This window comes from Qipengyuania sp. YIM B01966 (assembly GCF_016461955.1).
Lineage (GTDB): Bacteria > Pseudomonadota > Alphaproteobacteria > Sphingomonadales > Sphingomonadaceae > QFOP01.
Map to the genome: position 1 here is coordinate 54,716 of NZ_JADMNM010000002.1, position 21,051 is coordinate 75,766.

The window sequence follows — 21,051 nt, forward strand, 5'->3', positions numbered from 1 at the left end:
TCACTCCCGCTCGCGCGGATGCGCGCTGCGATAGGTGGCGAGGAGCATCGCGCTATCGACCTTGGTATAGATCTGCGTGCTGGCAAGGCTCGCATGGCCGAGCAATTCCTGCAGGCTGCGCAGATCGGCCCCTTCGGACAGCAGGTGCGAGGCAAAGGAATGGCGCAGCGCGTGCGGGGTGGCGCTAGCCGGCAGGCCCAGCAGCGCGCGCGCACGGGCGACCGCCTGCTGGACCATCCCTTGCGATAAAGGCCCGCCGCGCGCCCCGCGAAACAGCGCCTCGTCAGCGGGGATGGGGTAGGGGCAGCGCGCGACATAATCGGCGATGCTTTCGCGCACGATCGGCAGGATCGGCGCCACACGCTGCTTGCCGCCCTTGCCGGTGACCAGCAAGGTTTCGCCGGGCGCACGGTCGGCGCCTGTCAGGCTCAGCGCCTCGGCAATCCGCAGCCCCGCGCCATACATCAGCAGCAGCACCGCCCGGTCGCGCGCGCCGATCCAGCCCGCTTCGGGTTCATCCGCCACCAGCGCGGTCAATTGTTCGATATCGTCGGCCGTGACGGGGCGGGGCAGGCCCTTCTTGATGCGCGGGCCGCGCAGCCGGGGGAGGGCCGCGTCGGGCGTGCCGGCCTGCTGACCGGCAAAGCGCAGCAGCGCCTTCAAGGCCGACAATTCGCGCGCGGTGCTGACATTGCTCAACCCCTCGGCGCGGCGCGCGGCCAGATGGGCCCTCAGCGCCTTTGCATCGAGCGCGGCGAGGGTCGGCCAATCGCTGATATCGTGCGCGCGCAGCAGCCGCGCCGCCGCCGCGCCATAGGCCCGCACCGTATGCGGCGAGCGGCGCAGGCCTTGCGCCAGATGGTCGCGCCATTGCTCCAGCATCGCCGCCTGCCGGCTCATGCCGCCACCAGCGTGTCGGAAACAAGCTCGCCCAGCAGCGCATCGAGCAGCGGCATCCCTGCCTCGGTGATGCCGATGCGGCTGCCCTCCTGCCACACCAGCCCGAGCGACTGATGCAGCGCGAGCCTTCGCTGATCGATCATCTCGCCGGTACGCAGTTCGAAGCGGTGGGCGAGGGCGGCAAGGTCGATCCCCTCGTTCAGGCGCAGGCCCATCAGCAGCGCCTCGCTCGCCAGCGCACTGGGGCCCAACACGTACTGTTCAGCAACGCCGTGGCCATGCTCGGCAACCGCAGCCAGCCAGTTCTCGGGCTTCTTGTGCCGCCGTGTCGCCACGCCCCCGCGCCGCCCATGCGCGCCCGGCCCGATGCCGAGATAATCCTCATATCGCCAATAGGCGAGATTATGCCGGCTTTCCTGGCCGGGGGCGGCGTGATTGCTTATCTCGTAGGCGGGCCGCCCGGCGGCGGCGGTCATTGACCGCGTCAGCGCGAACAGATCTGCCGCGGGGTCGTCCGCCAGTGGCGTGAAGGCTCCGCGCCGCACATCGGTGGCAAAGCGCGTCCCCGGCTCGATGGTCAGTTGGTAGAGTGACAGGTGATCGGTGCCGAATTGCAGTGCCCGGCCCAGTTCGCGCTCCCAATCGGCCTGTGCCTGTCCCGGTCGGGCATAAATGAGGTCGATGCTGACCCGGTTGAAGCACTTTTGAGCAATCATGAGCGCGGTTTGAGCATCCTTGGCGCTGTGCAAACGCCCCAGAAATCGCAAATCCGCATCGTTGAGCGCCTGAATGCCGAGCGACACCCGGTTGATACCGACCGCTGCCAGAGCGGCGAATTTGCCCGCCTCGACCGAAGAGGGATTGGCCTCGAGCGTGATTTCGATATCGGACGTAAAGCCATATAGACGCTCGGCTTCTTCAAGCAGCGCGCCAACCAGAGCCGGCGGCATCAGCGATGGGGTGCCGCCCCCGAAAAAGATCGACCGAAGCGGTTCGCCATGTGGCTGCTCGAACGTCAGTTCACGAAAAAACGTGTTTTTCCAGTGCTCTATGTCCACCTCTTGGCGGACATGCGAATTGAAGTCGCAATAAGGGCACCTGCGAAGACAGAACGGCCAGTGGATATAGAGTGCGCGGGCCATGATGGCTTTCAGCATCGGTTAACCGCTCGAAGTCAAGTCATTCGGCTATGAACGCAAAACGCGCCGCAATGTTCTGCGCCCTTCTTGCAAGCTTCACGGCTGCGCCTGCGCGCGCTGATCAAGCTGCCGCGCAACTCGTTCTTTCAGCACATAATTCCGAACGCGCGCGCCATGCGTTGGCGCCCCTGCACTGGAATGATGGCCTCGCTGAGGAAGCCCATCGCCGCGCCGCGCGGCTTGCCCGGGCGGGTTATCTCGAACATTCCGCCGAAAGCGAATTGGGCGAAAATCTCTGGATGGGCACCGCGGGCGCCTATTCGCTACATGAGATGATGGGCGATTTCCTGTCCGAACGGGCTCGATTCCGCCCCGGTCGTTTCCCGCACGTTGCGCGTGGCGGCGACTGGTCCAGCGTCGGGCACTATACCCAGCTCATCTGGCCAGGCACGCGCGAGGTCGGCTGCGCGATCGCGCGCGCGCGCGGCAACGACGTGCTGGTCTGCCTGTATTCGCCGGCGGGCAATATCATCGGTGCCCGGGTGCCCTGACGTCACCCGAACTGATCAGCCACCAGCTTGTCAAACGCCGCTGCACGGTGGCTGATACGGTGCTTTTCGGAAGGGTCGATCTCGGCAAAGGTCTGCTGCGCGCCAGCGGGCACAAACACCGGATCGTAACCGAAACCAAGCTCCCCGCGCGGTGGCCAGACGAGCGAACCGTCAACGCGGCCCTCATAGACCGCGCTTTCCCCATCGGGCCAGGAGATGGCGAGCACACACGAAAACCAAGCGGCACGCTCTGCGTCCGCACCCTGCGCCTGAAGCATCCCCTCGACTTTGCCCATCGCCATGAACCAGTCCCGTCCTGGCCCGCCCTCGAACCATTGCCGTTCAGCCCAGTCGGCGGAGTACACGCCCGGCCGTCCGTCAAGCGCCGCAACGCTCAATCCGCTATCATCGGCCAGCGCTGCCAGCCCGGAAGCTTCCGTCGCTGCCCGCGCCTTGATCAGCGCATTGTCGATAAAGGTGCGGCCGGTTTCTGCCGGCTCGGGCAGGCCCAGCGCCCCCGCGCTGATGCATTTAACACCGTAAGGACCAAGGAGGGCGGAAATCTCCTTGAGTTTCCCGGCATTATGCGTCGCAATTACCAGCGAGCCCGAACCGATCCGGCGGGTCACCGCCCCACTGCCTGTGCCTGACCCGCGAAAATCGCCCCGCACCCGATCTGCGCCAACCGGAGTAAGCGCAACAGCGCTTCCTCGTCATAGGTGGCCCCCTCCGCAGTGGCCTGCACCTCGGCGATCCGGCCCCCTTCGATGAGCACGAAATTCGCGTCCGCATCAGCCGAGGAGTCCTCGGCGTAATCGAGGTCAAGGACGGGGGTGCCCTGGTAAATTCCGCAGGACACCGCAGCCACCTGGCCGGTGATCGGATCGGCGGTCAATTCCCCCGCTGCGATCAGCCGATCGACAGCAATTCGCAATGCGACCCACGCCCCGCTGATCGCGGCAGTGCGCGTGCCGCCATCGGCCTGCAATACGTCGCAATCGAGGGTAATCTGTCGCTCGCCGAGTTTCGTAAGATCGACTACGGCGCGCAAGGAACGGCCGATAAGACGCTGGATTTCCTGTGTTCGCCCACTTTGCTTGCCTTTCGCCGCTTCGCGCTGACCGCGCGTATGGGTGGCGCGGGGGAGCATCGAATATTCGGCCGTCACCCAGCCTTCGCCCTTTCCGCGGAGCCAAGGCGGCGTGCGGTCCTCAACGCTGGCGGTGCACAACACGCGCGTATCGCCGAAGCTGACCAGGCATGAACCTTCGGCGTGGCGGGTAAAGCCGGTTTCGAAGTGCAAGGCGCGCATTTCGTCAGGCGCGCGGCCGGAAGGTCGCATGAAAAATCCTTTCGCGAGTCGGTTTGGCGGGCGTTAGGCGCACGCCCCTTGAGCCTGCAAGGCCATCGGCTAGAACGGTATCGATGAGCACGCCCCCGGTTACCGAATTGTCCAGCCGCGCCCGCGAGATTTTTCGTCTGGTGGTCGAAGGGTATCTCGCCAGCGGCCAGCCGGTGGGTTCGAAAACGCTTGCGGGCGAAGGGCGCGTCAACCTCTCACCCGCCTCGATCCGCTCGGTGCTGGCCGATCTCGAGACACTGGGGTTACTCGCGGCCCCGCACACCAGCGCTGGACGCCTCCCGACCGAGAGTGGCCTGCGCCTGTTCGTCGACGGGATGATGCAGGTGGCCGAGCCGACCGCGCATGAACAGGCGGCGATCCAGCAGCGGCTCGCGCAGCCGGGCCCGATAGAACACGCGCTCGAAGAAGCCAGCGCCCTCCTGTCGGACCTGTCCGGCGCGGCGGGCATGGTGCTCGTGCCGCGCCAGGACACGCGGATCGCCCAGCTGAGCCTTGTGCCCCTGGGGCGACGTCAGGCGCTGGCGGTGCTGGTGGGGGATGATGGTGCGATCGAAAACCGCGTGCTCGACCTGCCCCCCGGCACCGAGGCCGCGGCGCTCGAGCAGGCGGGCAATTATATCGGCGCCCGGCTCGCTGGCCTGACGCTGGCGGAGGCCGCGCAGCGGCTTACCGACGAAATAAGCAGCGGCCGCTCCGCGCTCGATGAGGCGAGCCGCGACCTCGTGGCGAGCGGCCTTGCGGTGTGGAGCGAGGACGCCGCCCGCCGCCCGGTGCTGATCGTACGCGGACAGGCGCGGCTGCTCGACGAAGCCGCGCTGTCGGATCTCGACCGGGTGCGCTCGCTGCTTGACGACCTCGAGAGCAAGCAGTCCGTCGCGCAATTGCTCGATACCGCGCGCGACGCGCAGGCCACGCGCATCTTTATCGGCAGTGAAAACCGGCTGTTCTCGCTTTCCGGGTCGTCGGTCATCGCATCGCCATACCGCGACCGCGCGGGGCGCGTGGTCGGAGTTCTGGGTGTGATCGGGCCAACGCGGTTGAATTACGCCCGGCTTGTTCCCATGGTGGATTTCACGGCCCGCTCGCTGGGCAAACTTATCGGATAGACCAGATTACCATGAATCAGAACGACAAGGAGCAGCCGCTCGACCAAGCGGCCGAAAAGGAACTGGAAGGCGTGCCCGAACATCTGCGTGATGGCGAGCCTGACTCCGCGCCGGAAAGCGAAGAAGACCCTCTGGCGCTGCTACGCGCTGACCTCGAGCGCGCTAAGCAGGATGTGCTTTACGCCCAGGCCGAAACGCAGAACCTCCGGCGGCGGATGGAGAAGGACATTTCCGATGCGCGCAATTATGCGGCCACCGGCTTTGCCCGCGACATCCTGTCGGTGTCGGATAATATGGCCCGGGCGTTGGAGGCCATTCCTGCCGATTTGCGCGAGGACGAGCGGGTCAATGTGATCATCGCCGGGATCGAAGCAACCCAGCGTGAACTGGACCGCATTTTCACCCAGCATGGAATCACCCGCATCGCCTCGATCGGTCTGCCGCTCGACCCCAATCAGCATCAGGCGATGATGGAGATTCCGGTGGCCGATCAGGAACCCGGCACGATCGTCCAGGAAATGCAGAGCGGCTATATGATCAAGGACCGCCTGCTGCGCCCGGCCATGGTCGGCGTTGCGCGCAAGCCGGATTGATTGCCGACGCCGGCACCGTGGTCATCGGGCGCCGGGAAAATCGACCAGCAGATCGTAAGCGCCGGGATCGCTGATGCCCGCCACCCGCATCCCGCGGCGTAGCCAGAAGGCGTGTTTGACGATCTCGGCCTGTTGTTCGATTCCGTAATCGCTCAATGGGCGGCCGGGCTTGAGGCTGTAATCATACCGGCAGAACGGGTGCCGATGGAGCAGCAGATACCAATCGCCGCGGTCCTGCGTCTGCCACACATGGGTCATTTCGTGGATGAACAGCCCCTGCCGGGTGAGCGACACCTGCGAGAAGTCTTCGCAATAATCCTCGCCCAGCGGATGAAAGTGCAAGTGGCCGCGCGGCGCCATGGCTACCGCGCGGGGCTGGAACGGGAAGAATTTGCGCCGCCGGATGGTGACCTTGGCGTAATTGATTGCGCGGCCGAATACCGAGCGGGCAAGAGCCTCTTCGCCTTCGGTCAGCCGACGCTCGCCGCCGATCGGACAGGAAGGGTCACCCGCTGTCGCCTCGAACTGCACTAGATTACCGCTCGTCATTGGCTCCGCGGATTTCAGCGGGGAAGCTGAACGTCTTGCCGCCAACCACGGTCAGCGTCACTTCGGTCGATCCGCCGGGTTTCAGTTCGGCCGCCGGCTTCATCGCCATGATGTGCTGCCCGCCCGGCGCGAACGTGACCTTGTCGCCGGCATTGATGACCAGCGGGGTCATTTCCATCATCTGCTGGCGGCCTTCCCATTCGCCATAAGTGTGCATCATGGCGCTTTCGGCACCTTTTACGCTTGCACCGCGCAGGGTGATCGGACGGTCGCCTGCATATTCGAGATCGAAATAAACCGCCGCCGGGTTACCCGACACGGGCGAGAGGACCATGCGCGCATTGGTGACCTTGGCCCCGGTGACCTCGCGCGATGCCGCCTGTTCGGCTGGCGCCTCGCTGCAGGATCCCAGCGCGACGGCCCCCAGCAGCAGCGCGAACGAGGCGAAAATGGGGGTGTTCGGCACGTGAAAAACCTTCCTGTCGATTGCGCGAAACTAGTCCGCCGGTTCCCTTGTGCCAAGGAAAACCCCACCTATATCGCCGGAACAGATCGAGCCGCGGACCGGCTTTGCCGTTCGGGAAGCCAGCGCGCGGTGTCCAGTAAACTGCAAGATGAATGGGGAATCCATGGGCAAAGTTATCGGTATCGACCTTGGCACCACTAACAGCTGCGTCGCCGTGATGGACGGCGGAAAGCCCAAGGTGATCGAAAACGCCGAAGGCGCGCGCACGACGCCGTCGATTGTTGCGTTCACGAAAGATGGCGAGCGTCTGATCGGGCAGCCGGCCAAGCGCCAGGCGGTCACCAATCCGGACAATACCGTGTTCGCGGTGAAGCGCCTCATCGGCCGCCGGTTCGACGATCCGGTGACCAAGAAGGACACCGAGCTGGTTCCCTATACCATCGTCAAGGGCAAGAATGGCGATGCCTGGGTCAAGGCCGGCGGCGAGGAATACTCGCCCAGCCAGATCAGCGCCTTCATTCTCCAGAAGATGAAGGAAACCGCCGAAAGCTATCTCGGCGAGCCCGTAACGCAGGCGGTCATTACCGTGCCTGCGTACTTCAACGACGCCCAGCGTCAGGCAACCAAGGACGCCGGGCAGATCGCCGGGCTCGAAGTGCTGCGAATCATCAACGAGCCGACCGCGGCCGCGCTCGCCTATGGCCTCGAAAAGAACGACGGCAAGACGATCGCGGTCTATGACCTTGGCGGCGGCACGTTCGACGTCTCGATTCTCGAAATTGGCGACGGCGTGTTCGAGGTCAAATCGACCAACGGCGATACCTTCCTTGGCGGCGAGGATTTCGATGCGGCGATCGTCGAATATCTGGCCGACAAGTTCAAGACGAAGGAAAACATGGACCTTCGTACCGACAAGCTCGCGCTGCAGCGATTGAAGGAAGCTGCCGAGAAGGCGAAGATCGAACTTTCGAGCGCGCAGACCACCGAAATCAACCTGCCCTTCATCACTGCGCGCATGGAAGGCGGCAGCACGACCCCGCTGCACCTGGTTGAAACGCTGACCCGGTCGGACCTCGAAAAGCTGGTCGCGCCGCTGATCGAGCGCACCAAGGAGCCGATGAAGAAGGCGCTGGCCGACGCCGGCATCAAGGCTTCGGACATCGACGAAGTCGTGCTGGTCGGCGGGCAGACGCGGATGCCGCGTGTGCGCGAGGTGGTGAAGGACTTCTTCGGTAAGGAACCGCACACGGGCGTCAACCCCGATGAAGTCGTGGCGATGGGCGCTGCAATTCAGGGCGGCGTGCTGCAGGGCGACGTCAAGGATGTGCTGCTGCTCGACGTCACCCCGCTGTCTCTGGGGATCGAGACGCTGGGCGGTGTGTTCACCCGCATGATCGATCGCAACACCACGATCCCGACGAAGAAAACGCAGACCTACTCCACCGCTGACGATAATCAGCAGGCGGTGACCATCCGCGTGTTTCAGGGCGAACGCGAAATGGCGGCGGACAACAAGCTGCTGGGCCAGTTCGACCTGGTCGGCATTCCGCCGGCGCCGCGCGGGGTGCCGCAGATCGAGGTCACTTTCGACATCGACGCGAACGGCATCGTCAATGTCAGTGCCAAGGACAAGGGCACGGGCAAGGAGCAGCAGATCCGCATCCAGGCCTCGGGCGGGCTGTCGGACGCCGATATCGAGCAGATGGTCCAGGATGCGGAGAAATTCGCGGAAGAGGACAAGAAGCGCCGTGAAAGCGCCGAAGCGCGCAACCAGGCCGACAGCCTTGTCCACGCGACCGAGAAGCAGCTTGAAGAGCATGGAGACAAGATCGACGCCTCGCTCAAGACCGAGGTCGAGCAGGCGATTGCCGGCGTCAAGACCGCGCTCGAAGGCGACGATGCGGCCGCGATCAACAGCAACGCGCAGGAATTGTCGCAGGTGGCCATGAAGATGGGCACGCAGATCTACGAGAAGGAACAGGCCAGTGCGGCCGGTGCGGATGCCGCGGCCGCGGGTGATAGCCCGGCGGCGGATGATGGCGTGGTCGATGCCGAGTTCTCGGAAGTCGACGACGAAAACAAGGCCTGATCACCACTGAACGTGTCAGCCGCCACCGACGCCCGGCGTGTCGGTGGCGGTTTGATATTCAGTCTGGAACTGCTCCATGCCCGCCACGGAAATCGACTATTACGAGTTGCTCGGCGTCGCGCGCGATGCTGACGGCGATACGATCAAATCTGCCTATCGCCGCATCGCGATGGAATGTCACCCTGACCGCAACCCCGGCTGCGCCGACAGCGAAGCGCGGTTCAAGGCCGTCAGCGCGGCGTACGATTGCCTGAAAGATCCACAGAAGCGCGCAGCCTACGACCGGTTTGGCCACGCCGCTTTCAATGGCATGGGCGGTGCCGGGCCGCAGGATTTCGGCGATATCGGCGATATTTTCGAGACCATCTTCGGCAGCGCCTTTGGCGGCGGCGGCGGGCGGCAGCAGGTCCGCCGGGGCGCCGATTTGCGCTACGACATGGAAATCACCCTCGACGAGGCGTTTCACGGCGTAAAGCGCGAGATCGAGATCGAGGTCAGCCAGAACTGCACAACCTGCGACGGCAGCGGCACCAAGCCGGGTACCGGAACGCGGACCTGCAATCTGTGCGGCGGCCATGGCAAGGTGCGCGCCAAGCAGGGCTTCTTCGTGGTCGAACGCGCGTGCCCCTCGTGCAACGGACGCGGCGAGGTGATCGAGAGCCCGTGCGGCGAATGCCGGGGCGAGGGGCGGGTGGATCGTCCCCGCCGGCTGGAGGTCGATATTCCGCCCGGCGTAGATACCGGCACCCGCATCCGCCTCGCTGACAAGGGCGAAGCCGGGCTCTACGGCGCTCCGCCCGGAGATCTTTACATCTTCCTGCATGTCAGCCGCCACAAGCTGTTCGAGCGCGAGGGCACGACGCTGATTGCGCATCTGCCGATCAGCTTCACCACCGCTGCCCTGGGCGGCACGGTCGATATTCCGGATCTCGGCGGGACGGCGCACGCGCTGACTATTTCTCCCGGCATTCAGTCGGGCAAGCAATTGCGTATTCGCGGCGCCGGGATGCCGGTGCTCCAGGGGCGTGGTCGCGGCGACATGGTGGTCGAGGTGGCGGTCGAAACGCCAACCAGACTCACGGCCCGCCAGAAGGAACTGCTGCGCGAATTTCAGGAGACCGAAACAGGCGAGGAATGCCCGGAGAGCCGCGGCTTCTTCGACCGGCTTAAGGACGCGCTGGGCGGCTAGGCGAGCTTGGCCGCGATTTCCGCCCGCAGGCCAGGGACAAGACGCGGGTCAGCGGTCAGGCGCTGCTCCTCCTCGTCGAGAATTGCGAGAAACAGCGCCTTTTTCGCGGCACGGATTTCGGCTTCGGGCGCGGGTTGATCGAGCGTCGAATAGACCAGATCGACCACCCGCTCGGCGCCGTGGAGCCGGCCCCACAGATAGTCGTTCTCGCGGTAAGACCGGCTGAAAAACGCGCCGAAATTATAGAATTCGATGCCGCGCAGCGTCTCTTCGGTACCGCCCCGGATCGACAGCGCATCTTCGGGGCTGATCCGGTCCACTTTGATCGGATCGAATTCATTATATCCGTCCTCTCGCAGCAGGGGCAGGGTGGCAACGTCGTAGAACGGGAAACCGAGATAGGTCAGCAGCACCCGGCGCCGCAGCGGGCGGGGCATGGCGGCGAGGGCCGCCTCGAGCATTGCTTCGGCCGCGAGATCGGTTTCCGGCAGCAGCCGGCTGGCCGCCAGTGTATCGATCGCGGTACCCGGCGCTATCAGCACGTTACCTGCAGCAGCGGTCACGCCAGGGCCAAGATCGCGGCCCCGTTCGAGCGGAAAATACAGCGCGAGTATTTCGTAAATAGCCTCGCGCGCGCGCTCGAGGTCGGCGGCCGAAATGCTCTCGTCGAGTTCCCAATCGCGCGACAGCCGCCGGGCGATCAGGCGAAGGCGGCGGATGCGAAAGCCGATATCGTGCGCGCGAAAGAAGGCGATCGCCCCCGGTGTCGCCCCGCCGGCGGGCGTGGACAGACGCGCGAGCCCACGCTGCGCCAGCTCTTCGCGGAGGCGTAGCGCGATGGTGGTCAGCGGTGGCGCGTCGGCGGCCGGGGCGTGATCGGCAATGATCCTTGCCAGCCGATCGACTATTCCCGCCATCTTCGCCTGAGCATAAGGGACGAAGGCATAACCCGCCTGCTCAGCGGCGGCCTGCTGGGCTTTCTCGCGCCACCCGGCGAGGCGGCGAGCGGTCGGCCGGTCGAGAAACAGGGTGCGGCCAAACAGCCGTTCCACGCTGGCCTCGACCTCGGGGCGCAGCGCACCGATAACCTGACGCAGTCGATCAGCCTCGCGGGATTGGGCGGCAAGTTGATCGAGATTGTCGCGGATCGGCTGTTCGCGCGGGATGGTGGACAACGACCCGAAGATCGCACCAAAGAACGAAACCGCACCGTCCCCATTGCGCTGGCGCGCGGCGTGCCGGTTGGGCCGGGGGTCGATATAGATGAACCGGCGATCAACCTCGCGCTGCGCCGGACGCCCCTCCAATGCGCGCGTCGCTTCGGCAAAGGGGGCGTTCACCAGCACCGACCCATCGATCAACGACACCTGCTCGGTGCGCCCCTGACGGACATGGGCCGGCATGACGCGGGCCAGGAACGCTGTGCGGGTGGGCCAGTCGGTGCCGGTCTCAGCCAGCAGTGCATCGATCTCCGCGAGCTGCAATGGCGGGAAGGCGCCGGGGAAGCTGGCGGTGGAGCGCGCGGCGAAGACCAGCTCGGCCGGGTCAGCCAGATCCTCTCCGCCTGCCGCGGGCACGGGGGAGCGAAAGCCGACCGGCATCCGATGTTCGCTTTCTTCGGCCAGCGGTGGGCTGTTCAGGGGGAGCAGCGCCAGATAGCCATGAAAGTCGGTCGCGGTCACAAACAGGTCGAGCGGGTGGCCTGGCGGCAACAAGGGTTGGCCCTGCGGTCCGGCGCGCATCGCGCCCAGCGCGTCCCGCAGCAGACGGGCAAAACGCAGGCCGGAGAAGGGCGGTTGGAACCAGCGGCCCCGGATAAGCCGCGAAACCTTGCCACGCACTTCGGCACGGGTCTCGGGCGATACGCTTTCACTAACGACATTGCCGGGTCGCCGCAGCAGCCACCAGACCAGTGGCTGCGCCCAACTCTTGGCGAACCGCCAGGCAGGCACCGCTTCGCGCGCGACGAGGCTGTCAGTGTCGGCATGGGAAAGCCACAGATCGGTTAACGGGTCGAGCGACTGCCCCGAATGAATGGCCTGCGCCAAGAACACCGCATTGATCCCGCCTGCGCTTGCTCCAGTGAGAATGTCGGGCAGTATGCGCAGCCGCAGCCGATGCCGCTGCTCCAGATCGCGCAGCAGCCTTACGTAGCCGACGGCATGGGGCGCGCCCTCACCGGAGTGGTACGCGCGGCTAGCCTGCGCGAGATGCCAGATCTCCTTAGTGACCCCGTGCATATAGACAGCGAGGCTGACGCCGCCGTAGCATACCAGGGCAAGGCGCAATTCCTTCTGCCGCATCGCTGTTTATAGAGCAGCTTTGCCCCACGCTTGGCAATTGCGTTCGTTAAATGTTCCCGCTACCCGCCGGATATGGCCAAGCCGAAGCGACGTTTTATCTGTCAGGAATGCGGCGGCGTAGCCTCGCGGTGGCAGGGGCAATGTCCCGAATGTGGCGAGTGGAACACGCTGGTCGAAGACGCGCCGGCCACCGTTTTTTCGCTGAAACACGATCTTTCTACCGGCGGCCGCGCGGTCGAATTCGTCGCGCTCGACGCGCCGGCGGAGGAGCTTGCCCGGCGCAGCACCGGTCTTGCCGAGTTTGACCGCGCATTAGGCGGCGGACTGGTGCCGGGTTCGGCGGTGCTGATGGGCGGCGAGCCGGGGATTGGAAAATCCACGCTGCTGCTCCAGGCCGCGGCGGTGATCGCGCGAAGGGGCGAAGGCACGGTCTATGTCAGCGGCGAAGAGGCAACCGCGCAGGTGCGGATGCGCGCGCGCCGGTTGGGCCTGGCCGATGCCCCGATCAAGCTGGCAGCCGCAACCTCGGTTCGCGACATTCTGACCACGCTCGCGGCGATGCCGCCTCCCGCGCTGCTGGTGATCGATTCGATCCAGACGATGCATTCCGACACCATCGAAGGTGCGCCGGGCACGGTCAGCCAGGTGCGCGGCTGTGCGTTCGAACTGATCCGCTACGCCAAGCAGCAGCATGGCACAGCGCTGGTGCTGGTAGGCCACGTTACTAAAGACGGCAGCATCGCCGGCCCGCGCGTACTGGAACACATGGTCGATGTGGTAATGAGCTTCGAGGGGGAGCGCAGCCACCAATACCGCATCCTGCGCGCGCTCAAGAACCGGTTCGGCGCGGTGGACGAGATCGGCGTGTTCGCGATGGCTACCGGCGGGCTGGAAGAGGTCGCCAATCCGTCGCTGCTGTTTCTGTCTGGTCGTGACGAGCCACTTGCGGGGAGCGCCGTCTTCCCGGCGCTGGAGGGCACAAGGCCGGTGCTGGTCGAAATTCAGGCACTGATCGTGCGCCTGCAATCGGGGGCCACGCCGCGGCGCGCGGTGGTGGGCTGGGATTCGGGCCGGCTGGCGATGCTGCTGGCGGTGCTGGAATCGCGCTGCGGGCTGAACTTCTCGGCCGCGGAGGTTTATCTCAACGTGTCGGGCGGTTACCGGCTGGTGGATCCCGCGGCCGATCTGGCGGTGGCTGCGGCACTGGTTTCGGCGATGGCCGACCGCCCGTTGCCTGACCGTTCCGTGTGGCTGGGCGAGGTGTCGCTGGCAGGTGAAATTCGCCCGGTGGCCCATGCCGGTTTGCGCCTGCGCGAGGCCGCAAAGCTCGGCTTTGCCACCGGATATGGCCCGGCCGGTAGTGTCAACGACACTGCGCTGGCGTTCACCGGCTTGCGGCAACTGGCCAATCTCGTTGACCGGGTGATGGTCCGCGCATAGACCCTGCGGCCCATGACGGCCTTCGATCTGATCGTATTGTTGATAGTCGGCGTGGCCGCGATTGGCGGCTTCAGCCGGGGCTTCGTGCAGGAGGTGCTGTCGCTGGCGTCCTGGATCCTGGCGCTGATGGCAATCAGTACGCTGCATACGCCGCTGTACAATTTCATCCTGCAATATGTCGGCAACGGGACGACGTCCGCTGTGCTCGCCTTCTCGCTGCTGTTGCTGGTGCCTTACGCGGCGATGAAGCTCATTGCCGGGTGGGCCGGCAATACGACCCGGAAATCGATTCTTGGCCCGGTCGACCGCGTGCTCGGTTTCGGCTTCGGAGCGGTCAAAGGGGCGATCGTGTGCGTTGCGGCCTTTTCCCTGCTGGTGCTTGGCTACGATACGGTTTGGGGCATTGCGGGCCGCCCGGCTTGGATGACAACGGCCCGCACCTATCCGGCGATCAATGCCGGGGCAACCGAACTGGTTGACCTGATCGCTGATCGGCGCGCGGAAGTCTCCGCGGCGCAGGAGCGCCTCGGCGCCGAATAGGCCATCCGACGCGATGATAGCGACAACCAAGCTCTACACTCCGGCCCTGTTGGGCCTCGCGGTCGAACTCGCCAATTATCCGTTGACTGATGATTTTCCTTTGCGTGCAGAAGTGCGCTCTCCCGTTTGCGGGTCGGTCATGGCCATCGGCCTCGACACCGGTGCCGGGGGCCAAATTATTGCGGCAGGTGCGCGGGTAACCGCCTGCGCGGTCGGGCAGGCTGCCGCCGCGATCTGCCTTGCCGGGCTTTCCGGATGCAATGCGGCAGCAGTGGAGGCTGCGCTTGGCGACATTACCGCATGGCTGAACGGGAGCGATCAGCAGCCCGCCTGGCCTGGCATCGGCGCGTTGGCAGAAACGCGGTCATACTCGGCGCGGCATGGAGCGATCCTCTTGCCGTGGAGAGCGGTCCAGGCCGCGCTTTCCAACCCTGAACCACGCGGCTAGAGCCGCTGCCTGCCATTGGGGAGGTCAGGGATGGCGCACGACCCGGCGCTCGGCCTAGGCGAGCCGAGCGACAAGGAAATCAGGTTGGTCATTGCCGCGAGCAGCGCCGGCACGGTGTTCGAGTGGTACGATTTCTTCATCTACGGCACGCTCGCCGCGCTGATCGGCAAGGCGTTCTTCCCCGCAGATAACGAAACCCTGCAATTGCTGCTGGTGTGGGCCGGTTTCGCCGTCGGGTTCGGGTTCCGGCCGCTTGGCGCCATCCTGTTCGGCTTTCTGGGCGACCGGTTGGGGCGCAAATATACCTTTCTGGTGACTGTAACGCTGATGGGCATCGCCACCGCGGGGGTGGGGCTTATCCCGTCGGCAGCGACAATCGGGCTGGCGGCGCCGGCGATCGTGATTGTCCTGCGGATCCTGCAGGGGCTGGCGCTGGGCGGCGAATATGGCGGCGCGGCGGTCTATGTCGCCGAACACGCCCCACCGGAAAAGCGCGGCTTTTATACCGGTTTCATTCAGGCCAGCGTGGTCGGCGGTTTCGTGCTGTCGATCCTGGTGGTGATCCTGTGCCGCGCGCTGATCCCCGAGGACGCCTTTGCCGCCTGGGGCTGGCGGGTGCCGTTTCTGCTCAGCCTGATCCTTCTCGGGATCAGCCTGTGGATGCGCCTCAAACTGAGCGAAAGCCCGGTGTTCAAGGCGATGAAGGACGCCGGCGAAATGGCGAAGAACCCGTTCGTCGAAAGCTTCACCTATCCCGGCAACAAGAAGCGGATTTTCGTGGCGCTGTTCGGCATCACCGGTGTGCTGACGACGATCTGGTATACCGCGTTCTTTTCCGGAATGAGTTTCCTGCGCGGGCCGATGCGGATGGACGAAACGCTGGTCGAAATCGTGATGCTGGTCGCCGCGACGCTGTCGATGGGGTTCTATGTGCTGGTGGGCAAGTGGTCGGACCGGGTGGGGCGCAAGCTGCCGATCATACTGGGCGCGCTGGCCACGCTGGTGCTGCTGTTTCCGTTATTCTGGGGCATTGGCGCCCTGGCCAATCCGGCTCTGGCCGCCAGCGCGCGCGCGGCCCCGGTGGTCGTGGCAGGCGCGGGGTGCACCTACGATCCCTTCGCCAGCAAACAGTCCACGCCGTGCGGCAAGCTGCTCGCTGACCTGACGGCGCTGGGCGTCAGTTACGATATTGCCGACCACTCCGGCGTTGCCCGTCTCTCGGTGGGCGGCCTGCTCGCGCCGGTCGACGCAGCGGACGATGCAGCCCGCAAGCCGGCGCTCCAGGCCGCGCTCGAAGCGAGGGGCTATGATTTTTCCATGCAACGGCCGTCTGCCTCCCGTCTGGCAGGGATCGTCGCGCTGCTGGTGGCGCTCGGCATCCTTTCCGCACTTACCTACGGTCCGGTGGCGGCGCTGCTGGCAGAGATGTTTCCGCCGCAAATCCGCTATTCCTCGATGTCGATCCCTTATCATATCGGCGCCGGCTATCTCGGGGGGTTCCTGCCGCTGATCGCCGGCTACATCGTGGCGATTACCGGCAATGCCTATGCCGGGTTGTGGTACACTTGGGCGATTGTAGCATTCGGGCTGCTCGTGGCCTGGTGGGGTCTGCCCGGCGGTCCGCCGCGCGATTTCACCGCGGTGGACCGCGAGGCGCCGCCGGTTTCGCCCGCCATGCCCTGAGCCATGCTGCCCGCCCCGCCACCAGCCACCCTGCGCCTGAATATCGACCGTGACGCACTCGCGGCCAACTGGCGCGCGCTCGATACACTGTCTCGCCCTGGCCGGGCCGGGGCAGCGGTCAAGGCCAACTGCTATGGCCTTGGTGTCGATGCCTGCGTGCCGGCGCTGCGCGATGCGGGCGCGGCGGATTTCTTCGTCGCGCATTGGAGCGAGGTCGCCGCGGTCGCCGCCCATGTCCCGGCGGCCAGCATCGCGGTGTTGCACGGCCCGATCAACCGGGCGGAAGCCGAATATGCCCGCGCTGTTGGCGCAAGGCCGGTCATCAACTCGCTGACCGAGGCAGCGCGCTGGCTGGAAGCCGGAGGCGGACCATGCGATGTGATGGTCGATACCGGGATCAACCGGCTCGGCCTCGCCGCAGCGGAACTCGCCGACCCGCTGATTGCCCGGCTCGAGGTCGATACGCTGCTGTCCCACCTCGCCTGCGCGGACGAGGATAGGGCGATGAACGAGGCGCAGTTGCGCGACTTTGCCGCCCTCCGGCAACAGCTTGCGGCGCGCCGCGCCAGCCTCGCCAATAGCGCCGGGATTGCCCTCGGGCCGCGCTATGCTGCCGACCTCACCCGACCGGGGCTCGCGCTCTATGGCGGCGTGCCGCGCCATGAACTGGCGGGAGCGATCCGGCAGGTCGCCTTCCCGCAGGCGGCCGTGATCCTGACCCGGCAGCTCAAAGCCGGGCAAAGCGTGGGCTATAACGCCACCTTTCGGGCGACGCAGGACACGCCGACGGCCATTGTCTCGCTCGGTTATGCCGATGGCTTCCTGCGCTGCTGGGCCGGTGCCTCGCTGGCCTATCACGGCAGCGCCCTGCCGATCCTCGGGCGCGTGTCGATGGACATGGTCGTGCTCGACGCCAGCGCCGCGCCCGACTTGCGCGAGGGTGACTGGATCGACGTGCCCTACACCTTGCCCGAAGCCAGCGCCGCGACCGGGCTGTCACAATACGAATTGCTGACAATTCTCGGCCGGCGGTTTCACGCCGAGCAGTCAGGTTGCGCGCGCGATGCTGCAAGTGCTAAGGCGAGCGCCTGACCTTCGCCTCACGGGACCGACATCTTGGCCAGAAGCAAATCCGGCGACGGCCCGGTAATCATCAAGAAATATGCCAACCGCCGGCTCTACAACACCGCCTCGTCGAGCTACATCACGCTCGACGACCTCGCCCGGATGACGCGCGATGGGATGGAGTTTCAGGTTGTCGATGCCAAGACGGGCGACGACATCACCCATTCCATCCTCACGCAAATCATCATGGAAGAAGAGGCAAGCGGCGGCGAGCAGATGCTGCCAGTCAGCTTCCTGCGCCAGCTCATCGCGATGTACGGCAATTCGATGCAGGCGATGATGCCGCATTACCTGGAAGCCAGTATGGCGCATTTCCGCGACAATCAGGCCAAGCTGCACGAGGCGTTCCTCGCCGGCAACCCGCTCGCCAAGCTGGCCCAAAACAACATGGCGATGATGCGCGCCGCGACCGAGGCCTTCATGCCCAAGCCCGCGCGCCCGGCGGATAAGGGCGACGGGCAGAGCGAGCTTGCCGCTTTGCGCGAGCAGATGGCGGCGATGCAGAAGAAGCTCGACGAACTCGGCGAATAGCCATCCCGCTTCGCGTACCAGCAATTTTCAGAACGTAAGGCTCTTCCAGTGTCCCAGATCCGCCATGCGCTGACCGTCAAGCGCGCCGACGACTTTGCGCAATGGTATCAGGAGGTCATCTCCGCCGCCGATCTGGCCGAGGAATCGGGCGTGCGCGGCTGTATGGTGATCAAGCCGTGGGGCTTCGGCATCTGGGAACGCATCCAGCATCTGATGGACCGCCGGATCAAGGCGGCGGGGGTCGAAAACTGCTATTTCCCGCTGTTCATCCCGCTGGCCAATTTCGCCCGCGAGGCAGAGCACGTGGACGGCTTTGCCAAGGAAATGGCGGTGGTTACGCATCACCGGCTGATTACCGACGGCAAGGGTGGGCTGGTGCCCGATCCAGAGGCGAAGCTGGAAGAACCGCTGGTGGTGCGACCGACATCGGAAACCATCATCGGCGATGCGATGGCCCGCTGGGTGCAGAGCTGGCGCGACCTGCCGCTGCTGACCAATCAATGGGCCAATGTCGTGCGCTGGGAAATGCGGACGCGGATGTTCCTCAGGACCAGCGAATTCCTCTGGCAGGAAGGGCACACCGCGCACGAGACGCGCGAGGACGCGCTGGCCGAAACCCACCGCGCGCTCGAAATGTATCGCGCCTGCGCCGAAGACGATCTGGCGATGCCTGTGATCGCCGGGGAAAAGCCCGAGAACGAACGGTTCCCGGGCGCGGTGGAAACCTGGTCGATCGAAGCGATGATGCAGGATGGGAAGGCACTGCAGGCCGGCACCAGCCACTATCTCGGCACCAATTTCGCACAGGCCTCGGGCATCCGTTATCAGGATCGCGAGGGCGGCCAGCAATATTGCCACACGACCAGCTGGGGCACCTCGACGCGGCTGATCGGAGGGGTCATCATGACGCATGGCGACGATGACGGGCTGCGCGTCCCACCGGCGATCGCACCGTGGCAGGTGGTGATCTTGCCGATGCTGCGCGATCAGCCAGAAGACGCCGCACTGATCGACTATTGCCGGGATTTGAAAGACCAGCTCGCCGCACAGATGGCGCTGGGTGAACCGGTCCGCGCGCTGCTCGACACCAAGCCCGGCAAGGTGGCCGCCAAGCGCTGGGACTGGGTCCGCAAGGGTGCGCCGGTGGTTATCGAGGTTGGCGGGCGCGACATGGACAACGGCGTCGTCAGCCTGCTGCGCCGCGACCGGCTGTGGAACGCGGCCGCAAAGCCCGACTTCTCGGCACCGCCGGTGGCCGACGCGGCGGGCAGTATCGGCACGCTGCTCGCCGATATTCAGCGCAGCCTGTATGACGAGGCGCGCGCGCGGCGCGATGGCAACATCAAGCGAGGGTTGACCACGCTCGATGCGCTCGAAACGCATTTTGCCGACGGCGGCCCATTTCCCGGCTGGGTCGAGGTGCAATGGGCACGCCCCACGGGTGCCGCGCTCGACAGGGTAGTCGAACAGCTCAAGGCACTGAAGCTGACCATTCGCAACGTCCCTCGTGATGGGCCGGCGGCCGATGGCAGCTGCCTGTTCACCGGCGCACCGGCGGTGGAGCGGATTTACATCGCTCGCGCCTATTGAGCGAGTATCGGTAGCATTTGTTTGCCTTGGCCGGCTAGTCGCGCGACACCTGCGTCGATGAAGCGCCTCATTCCTCTTTCGTTGGCACTGCTGGCCGCTCCGCTGCCCGCACTGGCACAGAATAACACCTCGGTATCGACTGAGCGCCTGCGTGCCGATGTCGAACGGATGGTGGCATTCGGCACCCGGCATACCTTGTCTTCGCAGACCGACCCGGCACGCGGGATCGGCGCGGCGGTCGATTGGGGCGCAGCGCAATTTACCGCCATCAGCCAGCAATGCGGCGGCTGCCTGACGGTAGTGCTGCCTGAACAGATGGTTTCGGGCCCGCGCATCCTGACGCCCACCCGGCTCCGCAATGTCGTCGCCATTCAGCGCGGGACAGAGCGGCCGGACGAGGTGGTGATCGTCCAGGCGCATATCGACAGCCGGGCGAGCGACGTGATGGACGCGGTCAGCGACGCGCCCGGCGCTAATGACGATGCGTCGGGCAGCGCTCTGGTGCTCGAAGCAGCACGCGTGCTGTCGGGGCAGCGATATCCCATCACCATCATCTATGCGCTGCTCTCGGGCGAGGAACAGGGGCTGCATGGCGGCGCGCTGCTGGCAGATTACGCGGCGCAGCAGGGCTGGCAGGTCAAGGCGGTGCTGAAGAACGATATTGTCGGCGGATCGTGCGGTTCGGATGGCGTGTGCGATGCCGACCATGTCCGCGTTTTTTCCGAAGGTCCGCGGGCCGACCTTAGCCCGTCGATTCGCGCCGATCAGCGCCGCAAAGGGGGGTGAGAATGACAGTCCAGGCCGCAACCTCTCGCGCTGGATCGCCGGGCTGGCAGGGAATGACGCAGGCGCTATCTCGGTACGGCAGATATGGCGGGCTGACCGGATGGGGCGGGGCGGGGATCAGATCCCGTTCCTCGATCGCGGCTATCCGGCGATCCGCTTTTCGGTCGCGGTCGAGGATTATGAGCACCAGCATCAGGACGTCCGCACCGACAATGGCGTGCGGTTTGGCGATACGGTGGAGGAGATGGATTTCGCCTATCCCGCGCGGGTGACGCAGCTCAACATCGCCGCATTGGCCGCGCTTGCCCGTGCGCCGATGCCGCCCGCACCCGTGGCCGAGGCTGCCGTGCGGACCGATACGTTGATCCGCTGGCCGGCCGTACCCGGTGCTGCGCTCTACCAGGTGTATGCTCGCCGGACCGATGCGCCGGACTGGGGCGACCCGATCGCATTGCTTGCAACCGAAACCCCCTCTGGCGCGCTGCCCCGCACGCCTGATGCTGATCGGACCTTTACGCATACCGCCAACCTGCGCGGGGATGACTGGTTTTTCGGTGTGAGCGCCTGCGCAGCCGATGGCGCCTGCAGCCCTGTCGCCAGCGCGGTGCCGGGCGGCGCTTTCGTCCCGCTCACGCCAGCGCAGGGTGACAATCGCTGAGC

Annotated in this window: 21 protein-coding genes; 14 read left to right on the top strand and 7 right to left on the bottom strand. The window is 65.4% G+C overall.

What is annotated here, in order from left to right; genetic code table 11:
• Complete coding sequence (locus ILT46_RS02980) at positions 1 to 900, bottom strand: tyrosine recombinase XerC (protein ID WP_199503171.1); 900 nt, start codon at positions 898 to 900, stop codon at positions 1 to 3.
• Complete coding sequence (hemW, locus tag ILT46_RS02985; RefSeq protein WP_199503502.1) at positions 897 to 2,042, bottom strand: radical SAM family heme chaperone HemW; 1,146 nt, start codon at positions 2,040 to 2,042, stop codon at positions 897 to 899. The genes ILT46_RS02980 and hemW overlap by 4 nt, the downstream gene beginning before the upstream one ends.
• 47 nt (positions 2,043 to 2,089) lie before the next feature.
• On the opposite strand from hemW, the gene ILT46_RS02990 reads away from it, so the two are divergent.
• The gene (locus tag ILT46_RS02990; protein ID WP_199503172.1) at positions 2,090 to 2,590 is read left to right on the top strand and encodes a CAP domain-containing protein; all 501 of its coding nucleotides are present in this window, start codon (positions 2,090 to 2,092) and stop codon (positions 2,588 to 2,590) included.
• Positions 2,591 to 2,592: 2 nt separating this feature from the next.
• On the opposite strand, the gene rdgB is transcribed toward ILT46_RS02990, so the two are convergent.
• Complete coding sequence (rdgB, locus tag ILT46_RS02995; RefSeq protein ID WP_199503173.1) at positions 2,593 to 3,219, bottom strand: RdgB/HAM1 family non-canonical purine NTP pyrophosphatase; 627 nt, start codon at positions 3,217 to 3,219, stop codon at positions 2,593 to 2,595.
• Entirely contained in the window at positions 3,216 to 3,932 is a 717-nt protein-coding gene (gene rph / locus ILT46_RS03000; protein WP_199503174.1) for a ribonuclease PH, read from the bottom strand. The genes rdgB and rph overlap by 4 nt, the downstream gene beginning before the upstream one ends.
• Positions 3,933 to 4,015: 83 nt before the next feature.
• On the opposite strand from rph, the gene hrcA reads away from it, so the two are divergent.
• Complete coding sequence (gene hrcA / locus ILT46_RS03005; protein WP_199503175.1) at positions 4,016 to 5,059, top strand: heat-inducible transcriptional repressor HrcA; 1,044 nt, start codon at positions 4,016 to 4,018, stop codon at positions 5,057 to 5,059.
• An 11-nt stretch (positions 5,060 to 5,070) separates the two neighbouring features.
• The gene (locus tag ILT46_RS03010; RefSeq protein WP_199503176.1) at positions 5,071 to 5,652 is read left to right on the top strand and encodes a nucleotide exchange factor GrpE; all 582 of its coding nucleotides are present in this window, start codon (positions 5,071 to 5,073) and stop codon (positions 5,650 to 5,652) included.
• A 21-nt stretch (positions 5,653 to 5,673) separates the two neighbouring features.
• On the opposite strand, the gene ILT46_RS03015 is transcribed toward ILT46_RS03010, so the two are convergent.
• Together ILT46_RS03015 and ILT46_RS03020 are read right to left on the bottom strand one after the other, a co-directional pair.
• On the bottom strand, positions 5,674 to 6,201 hold the full coding sequence (locus ILT46_RS03015) for a vgr related protein (RefSeq protein ID WP_233396964.1): 528 nt from the start codon (positions 6,199 to 6,201) through the stop codon (positions 5,674 to 5,676).
• Positions 6,188 to 6,667 (bottom strand): copper chaperone PCu(A)C, encoded by a 480-nt coding sequence (locus ILT46_RS03020; protein WP_370592307.1) that lies wholly within the window; start codon positions 6,665 to 6,667, stop codon positions 6,188 to 6,190. Before ILT46_RS03020 ends, ILT46_RS03015 begins: the two co-directional genes overlap by 14 nt.
• Positions 6,668 to 6,830: 163 nt before the next feature.
• Between ILT46_RS03020 and dnaK the strand changes: the two genes are divergently transcribed.
• Together dnaK and dnaJ are read left to right on the top strand one after the other, a co-directional pair.
• Positions 6,831 to 8,756 carry a molecular chaperone DnaK gene (gene dnaK / locus ILT46_RS03025; protein ID WP_199503177.1) on the top strand — a complete coding sequence of 642 codons (1,926 nt, stop codon included), beginning with the start codon at positions 6,831 to 6,833 and terminating at the stop codon, positions 8,754 to 8,756.
• 76 nt (positions 8,757 to 8,832) lie between these two features.
• The gene (gene dnaJ, locus ILT46_RS03030) at positions 8,833 to 9,945 is read left to right on the top strand and encodes a molecular chaperone DnaJ (RefSeq protein ID WP_199503178.1); all 1,113 of its coding nucleotides are present in this window, start codon (positions 8,833 to 8,835) and stop codon (positions 9,943 to 9,945) included.
• Here the strand turns inward: dnaJ and ILT46_RS03035 are convergent.
• The gene (locus ILT46_RS03035) at positions 9,942 to 12,248 is read right to left on the bottom strand and encodes a patatin-like protein (RefSeq protein ID WP_199503179.1); all 2,307 of its coding nucleotides are present in this window, start codon (positions 12,246 to 12,248) and stop codon (positions 9,942 to 9,944) included. The two genes, dnaJ and ILT46_RS03035, sit on opposite strands and share 4 nt — an antisense overlap.
• A gap of 72 nt (positions 12,249 to 12,320) precedes the next feature.
• Here ILT46_RS03035 and radA point away from each other — a divergent pair, with 72 nt between their 5' ends.
• From radA to ILT46_RS12355, 9 genes are all read left to right on the top strand, one after another.
• A complete protein-coding gene (radA, locus tag ILT46_RS03040; RefSeq protein WP_199503180.1) occupies positions 12,321 to 13,688 on the top strand; it encodes a DNA repair protein RadA in 1,368 nt (455 codons plus the stop codon).
• 12 nt (positions 13,689 to 13,700) lie between these two features.
• A complete protein-coding gene (locus ILT46_RS03045; RefSeq protein WP_199503181.1) occupies positions 13,701 to 14,228 on the top strand; it encodes a CvpA family protein in 528 nt (175 codons plus the stop codon).
• A 13-nt stretch (positions 14,229 to 14,241) separates the two neighbouring features.
• Positions 14,242 to 14,676, top strand: a complete 435-nt coding sequence (locus tag ILT46_RS03050; protein WP_233396965.1) for an iron-sulfur cluster assembly scaffold protein — start codon at positions 14,242 to 14,244, stop codon at positions 14,674 to 14,676.
• Between the two features lie 30 nt (positions 14,677 to 14,706).
• Positions 14,707 to 16,359 carry an MFS transporter gene (locus ILT46_RS03055; RefSeq protein WP_199503182.1) on the top strand — a complete coding sequence of 551 codons (1,653 nt, stop codon included), beginning with the start codon at positions 14,707 to 14,709 and terminating at the stop codon, positions 16,357 to 16,359.
• Positions 16,360 to 16,362: 3 nt separating this feature from the next.
• Positions 16,363 to 17,451 (top strand): alanine racemase, encoded by a 1,089-nt coding sequence (locus ILT46_RS03060; protein WP_199503183.1) that lies wholly within the window; start codon positions 16,363 to 16,365, stop codon positions 17,449 to 17,451.
• A 24-nt stretch (positions 17,452 to 17,475) separates the two neighbouring features.
• A complete protein-coding gene (gene phaR / locus ILT46_RS03065; RefSeq protein ID WP_199503184.1) occupies positions 17,476 to 18,015 on the top strand; it encodes a polyhydroxyalkanoate synthesis repressor PhaR in 540 nt (179 codons plus the stop codon).
• A gap of 48 nt (positions 18,016 to 18,063) precedes the next feature.
• Complete coding sequence (locus ILT46_RS03070; protein WP_199503185.1) at positions 18,064 to 19,605, top strand: aminoacyl--tRNA ligase-related protein; 1,542 nt, start codon at positions 18,064 to 18,066, stop codon at positions 19,603 to 19,605.
• Positions 19,606 to 19,662: 57 nt separating this feature from the next.
• The gene (locus tag ILT46_RS12350; RefSeq protein WP_370592309.1) at positions 19,663 to 20,391 is read left to right on the top strand and encodes a M28 family peptidase; all 729 of its coding nucleotides are present in this window, start codon (positions 19,663 to 19,665) and stop codon (positions 20,389 to 20,391) included.
• Between the two features lie 100 nt (positions 20,392 to 20,491).
• Positions 20,492 to 21,049 (top strand): hypothetical protein, encoded by a 558-nt coding sequence (locus ILT46_RS12355; RefSeq protein WP_370592310.1) that lies wholly within the window; start codon positions 20,492 to 20,494, stop codon positions 21,047 to 21,049.
• Positions 21,050 to 21,051 lie beyond the last annotated feature (2 nt).

What these genes read in the sequence shown, in the direction of transcription:
- ILT46_RS03035 (WP_199503179.1), bottom strand. Translation starts at nt 12,248, where the DNA reads ATGCGGCAGAAGGAATTGCGCCTTGCCCTGGTATGCTACGGCGGCGTC.
- dnaK (WP_199503177.1), top strand. Translation starts at nt 6,831, where the DNA reads ATGGGCAAAGTTATCGGTATCGACCTTGGCACCACTAACAGCTGCGTC.
- dnaJ (WP_199503178.1), top strand. Translation starts at nt 8,833, where the DNA reads ATGCCCGCCACGGAAATCGACTATTACGAGTTGCTCGGCGTCGCGCGC.
- ILT46_RS02980 (WP_199503171.1), bottom strand. Translation starts at nt 900, where the DNA reads ATGAGCCGGCAGGCGGCGATGCTGGAGCAATGGCGCGACCATCTGGCG.
- ILT46_RS03055 (WP_199503182.1), top strand. Translation starts at nt 14,707, where the DNA reads ATGGCGCACGACCCGGCGCTCGGCCTAGGCGAGCCGAGCGACAAGGAA.
- ILT46_RS03050 (WP_233396965.1), top strand. Translation starts at nt 14,242, where the DNA reads ATGATAGCGACAACCAAGCTCTACACTCCGGCCCTGTTGGGCCTCGCG.
- ILT46_RS12355 (WP_370592310.1), top strand. Translation starts at nt 20,492, where the DNA reads ATGGGGCGGGGCGGGGATCAGATCCCGTTCCTCGATCGCGGCTATCCG.
- ILT46_RS03045 (WP_199503181.1), top strand. Translation starts at nt 13,701, where the DNA reads ATGACGGCCTTCGATCTGATCGTATTGTTGATAGTCGGCGTGGCCGCG.
- hemW (WP_199503502.1), bottom strand. Translation starts at nt 2,042, where the DNA reads ATGGCCCGCGCACTCTATATCCACTGGCCGTTCTGTCTTCGCAGGTGC.
- hrcA (WP_199503175.1), top strand. Translation starts at nt 4,016, where the DNA reads ATGAGCACGCCCCCGGTTACCGAATTGTCCAGCCGCGCCCGCGAGATT.
- ILT46_RS03015 (WP_233396964.1), bottom strand. Translation starts at nt 6,201, where the DNA reads ATGACGAGCGGTAATCTAGTGCAGTTCGAGGCGACAGCGGGTGACCCT.
- ILT46_RS02990 (WP_199503172.1), top strand. Translation starts at nt 2,090, where the DNA reads ATGAACGCAAAACGCGCCGCAATGTTCTGCGCCCTTCTTGCAAGCTTC.
- radA (WP_199503180.1), top strand. Translation starts at nt 12,321, where the DNA reads ATGGCCAAGCCGAAGCGACGTTTTATCTGTCAGGAATGCGGCGGCGTA.
- ILT46_RS12350 (WP_370592309.1), top strand. Translation starts at nt 19,663, where the DNA reads ATGAAGCGCCTCATTCCTCTTTCGTTGGCACTGCTGGCCGCTCCGCTG.
- ILT46_RS03060 (WP_199503183.1), top strand. Translation starts at nt 16,363, where the DNA reads ATGCTGCCCGCCCCGCCACCAGCCACCCTGCGCCTGAATATCGACCGT.
- rph (WP_199503174.1), bottom strand. Translation starts at nt 3,932, where the DNA reads ATGCGACCTTCCGGCCGCGCGCCTGACGAAATGCGCGCCTTGCACTTC.
- ILT46_RS03010 (WP_199503176.1), top strand. Translation starts at nt 5,071, where the DNA reads ATGAATCAGAACGACAAGGAGCAGCCGCTCGACCAAGCGGCCGAAAAG.